The sequence below is a fragment of the Synechococcus sp. R55.7 genome, assembly GCF_047461955.1.
Classification (GTDB): domain Bacteria; phylum Cyanobacteriota; class Cyanobacteriia; order Thermostichales; family Thermostichaceae; genus Thermostichus.
This window is the reverse complement of the sequence record NZ_JANSIC010000252.1, coordinates 1-3,401: the sequence shown is the minus strand read 5'-3', so window position 1 is coordinate 3,401 and position 3,401 is coordinate 1. Positions and strand designations below refer to the sequence as shown.

The 3,401-nt window shown below is 57.3% G+C and carries 5 protein-coding genes; 3 read left to right on the top strand and 2 right to left on the bottom strand.

The window, feature by feature from the left end; all coding sequences use genetic code 11:
- Positions 1-93: 93 nt before the first annotated feature.
- Positions 94-402, bottom strand: coding sequence for a gas vesicle protein GvpV (locus tag NW820_RS11215; protein WP_238376787.1), 309 nt, complete (start codon positions 400-402; stop codon positions 94-96).
- A gap of 100 nt (positions 403-502) precedes the next feature.
- On the opposite strand from NW820_RS11215, the gene NW820_RS11210 reads away from it, so the two are divergent.
- Positions 503-997, top strand: a complete 495-nt coding sequence (locus NW820_RS11210) for a pentapeptide repeat-containing protein (RefSeq protein WP_041436747.1) — start codon at positions 503-505, stop codon at positions 995-997.
- Between the two features lie 14 nt (positions 998-1,011).
- Here the strand turns inward: NW820_RS11210 and NW820_RS11205 are convergent, their stop codons facing one another.
- Positions 1,012-1,320 (bottom strand): hypothetical protein, encoded by a 309-nt coding sequence (locus NW820_RS11205; protein WP_414330858.1) that lies wholly within the window; start codon positions 1,318-1,320, stop codon positions 1,012-1,014.
- A 194-nt stretch (positions 1,321-1,514) separates the two neighbouring features.
- Here NW820_RS11205 and NW820_RS11200 point away from each other — a divergent pair, with 194 nt between their 5' ends.
- Together NW820_RS11200 and NW820_RS11195 are read left to right on the top strand one after the other, a co-directional pair.
- Positions 1,515-2,246 carry an aldehyde oxygenase (deformylating) gene (locus tag NW820_RS11200; RefSeq protein ID WP_041436745.1) on the top strand — a complete coding sequence of 244 codons (732 nt, stop codon included), beginning with the start codon at positions 1,515-1,517 and terminating at the stop codon, positions 2,244-2,246.
- Between the two features lie 110 nt (positions 2,247-2,356).
- Positions 2,357-3,382: a long-chain acyl-[acyl-carrier-protein] reductase gene (locus NW820_RS11195; RefSeq protein ID WP_011434004.1), complete on the top strand. Its 1,026-nt coding sequence runs from the start codon at positions 2,357-2,359 to the stop codon at positions 3,380-3,382.
- The last annotated feature ends 19 nt before the right edge of the window (positions 3,383-3,401 follow it).

Here is a 3,401-nt window from a genome sequence, read left to right as displayed (position 1 = left end):
AGCAGCAAATAGTTAAGTTGGCTACAGAATCCCCTGACTTGTTGCTTAGGTCTGCTTTGAATCTTGGGTCTTCTTTGAGATTTATAGGATCCCTCAGTACTCAAAGGTCATGGGTGGGAAGCGGGAAGGGCGGGATCTGAGCTGGGCGGGTTCAGAGGCAGGAGCGGGATCCCGGAAGGCTTTTGCCTCCTGCTGAAGGTGCTGCATGGCCTGCTCGATTTCCTGAAGTCGCGCGTGGATTTGCCCTTGCCGCTCTCGAATAAACTCTAGCTCTTGGTTGAGCCGCTGCTTTTCGACAGTGAGCTGCTGCATTTCGGCATAGAGGGCGGATTCGGTTTGGCGGCGAGGGATCGAGCGCAGCTTGGGGCGCGGTCGAGTTCGGGGCACACGGGGCAAGCTCATAAGGGGGGATCCCGGAAAACGGCTTGCGCCTATCCTAGCGTGCTCTTGGCGGCCCTTCTATTCCTAGGTAGGATCCATTCGTCCGGTGTGGAAAACAGCGATGGTGGAAACTGGAGCAGACCTGTTGCAACGCTACGGCAGCGGTGAGCGGGACTTCAGCAACAGCCAACTGGCCGGAGCTGATCTGGCCGGGGCCGACTTGGCCGGGATCGACTTGGGGGGATCCATTCTCCGCCAGGCAAAGCTGGCCTCTGCCAACCTGGAGCGGGCCTACCTGAGCGGCGCCGACCTCAGCCAAGCGGATCTGCAGGGATCCAACCTGCGGCTGGCCAACCTAGAGAAAGCCAAGCTGCAGGGATCCCGATTGCAAGGAGCCAACTTGCGTGGGGCCAACCTGGCCGAAGCGGACTTGAGCGAAGCCGATCTCAGCCAAGCGGACCTGGCAGGGGCCAATCTCACCGGGGCCAACTTGAGAGGAGCCCTTCTTGCCCAGTGCAAACTCAAGCTGGCCAACCTGCGAGGGGCTTGCTACGACGCCACCACTCAGATGGAAGCGGGTGTTACACCGGTGGAGCTGGGCATGGTTCAAGCCTAGAGGGGGAAATGGGGCTAGTCCTCCGGCTCCAAGTCCAGGATCTCCTGAATTTCGGCATCGGTATAGCCCACCGCCCGCAACTTCTCCGATACCGTCTGAATCTCCCCTGGAGACAAATCCTGCTGCCGTACCCGATCCCAGAGATTGGCCACAATCTGCAGCAGCAAACCGCTGCTCTCCGCCTCAAACAGCTCAAAAGCCGTGGCTAGCTCAATGGCCTGCAACACCTCCTCGGCACTGCCAATCGGCTGATCGAGGGATCGTTCCTCCAGCTCCACCAGCAACTGGCGCAGTTGGTTCAGGCCATCCCCAAGAGCAGACATACAGCAGGCTCCACAACGGCACTCGAACCCTCACCCTAGCAGACCCCTATCATTCCGCAAAAGGAATCCCGCCAATTCTGCGGCAGCTACAGCTATTCTGATTAAGAGAGCGATTCAACTGCAATCGAGGCGATTGTCGAGTCAGCATAGACAATCAACAACACCCAAACAACACCGAGAGGAGATGCATGAGTATGGCCCCAGTGAACGTCCTGCCCAATACCCCCCAGCCTTTAGCCGATGAGGGTGGCACCACCTTGGACTATGGCAGCGCGGTTTACCGGCAGGCCTACTCTCGCATCAACGGCATTGTGATCGAAGGGGAACAAGAAGCCCACGACAACTACCTCAAGCTGGCCGAGATGTTGCCGGAAGGGGCAGAGGAGCTGCACAAGCTGGCCAAGATGGAATTGCGGCACATGAAAGGCTTTCAATCCTGCGGCAAAAACCTGCAGGTAGAGCCGGATAGGGAGTTTGCCCGCACTTTCTTCGCCCCTTTGCGCAACAATTTCCAAAAAGCGGCAGCAGCCGGAGACCTAGTTACCTGCTTGGTCATTCAGTCGCTGATCATCGAATGCTTTGCCATTGCCGCCTACAACATTTACATCCCCGTCGCCGATGAGTTTGCCCGCAAGATCACCGAGGGGGTGGTCAAGGATGAATATCTGCACCTCAATTTTGGAGAGCGCTGGCTAGGGGAGCATTTTGGCGAGGTCAAAGGGCAGATCGAAGCGGCCAACGCCCAGAACCTGCCCTTGGTCTGGCAGATGCTGCAGCAGGTGGACCAGGATGTAGAAGCCATCTATATGGATCGCGAGGCCATCGTCGAGGATTTTATGATTGCCTATGGAGAGGCGCTGGCCAACATCGGCTTCAGCACCCGCGAGGTGATGCGCCTCTCAGCCCAGGGTTTGCGGGCAGCATGACCCACCTCAGCATTCATCCTCTGCCGGCGGACTGCAGTTCTAGGCTGGCTACAGGCGGGTATGGACATGTTTTGATGGGATCCATCAGTTATCCAAGCGGGTAAACCTTTATGTTCGGCCTGATTGGGCACTTGACCAGCCTGGCCCATGCGAAGCGGGTGGCAGACAAGCTGGGTTATTCCGAATATGCGGAGAGCGACCTGGAGTTCTGGTGCATGGCTCCCCCTCAGGTGGTGGACGAGATCACGGTAACCAGCATCACCGGCCAAAAGATTTATGGGCAGTACGTCGAATCCTGTTTCTTGCCGGAGATGTTGGCGGGGGGACGGGTGAAGGCAGCTTGTCGGAAAGTGTTGAATGCCATGGCCCTAGCCCAGCGGCGCGGCTTGAACATTACGGCTTTGGGGGGATTTAGCAGCATCATTTTTGAGACTTTTCGCCTCGACAGTCTCCGGCGAGTCCGCAACATTGACTTGGAGATCCAACGCTTTACCACCGGCAATACCCACACGGCCTACATCATCTGTCAGCAACTGCAGTTGGCGGCCCAGCGCTACGCCATGGACTTGGCAGCCGCTACGGTTGCGGTGGTGGGGGCGACCGGAGATATCGGCAGCGCCATTTGTCAATGGTTGGTGGCCCACACTCACTTGGGCAAATTGTTGCTCATCGCCCGAGAGCGACGGCGTCTGGAGGAATTGCAGGCCAAGCTCAAGCAGGGGGAGATCTCTTCGCTGGAAGAGGCCCTGCCCCGCGCTGACTTTATCGTTTGGGTGGCCAGCATGAGCCAAGGCATGGCCCTCGATCCCCAAGTTTTGCCGGATCCCTGTGTCATCATCGACGGTGGCTACCCAAAGAACATCGCCTCCAGCTTGCAGCGAAAGGGACTCTACGTCATTGACGGGGGGATGGTGGAGCACTCTTTGGATATTGAATGGAACATCATGCAGTTTTTGAATGTGGCCAACCCGGCCCGTCAGCTTTTTGCCTGCTTTGCTGAATCCATGCTGCTGGAGTTTGAGGGGCTGTACACCAATTTCAGTTGGGGCCGTAATTTGATCACCCTTGAGAAATTGGATCTGATCGGGCAGCTTTCCCGCAAGCATGGGTTCCGCCCCCTCATGCCCGAAGCCTAATTGAGATTCAAAATGAAGA

Bases quoted from the DNA above. Each gene is read 5' to 3' on its own strand.
- NW820_RS11210 (WP_041436747.1), top strand. From the start codon at position 503: ATGGTGGAAACTGGAGCAGACCTGTTGCAACGCTACGGCAGCGGTGAG.
- NW820_RS11205 (WP_414330858.1), bottom strand. From the start codon at position 1,320: ATGTCTGCTCTTGGGGATGGCCTGAACCAACTGCGCCAGTTGCTGGTG.
- NW820_RS11215 (WP_238376787.1), bottom strand. From the start codon at position 402: ATGAGCTTGCCCCGTGTGCCCCGAACTCGACCGCGCCCCAAGCTGCGC.
- NW820_RS11195 (WP_011434004.1), top strand. From the start codon at position 2,357: ATGTTCGGCCTGATTGGGCACTTGACCAGCCTGGCCCATGCGAAGCGG.
- NW820_RS11200 (WP_041436745.1), top strand. From the start codon at position 1,515: ATGGCCCCAGTGAACGTCCTGCCCAATACCCCCCAGCCTTTAGCCGAT.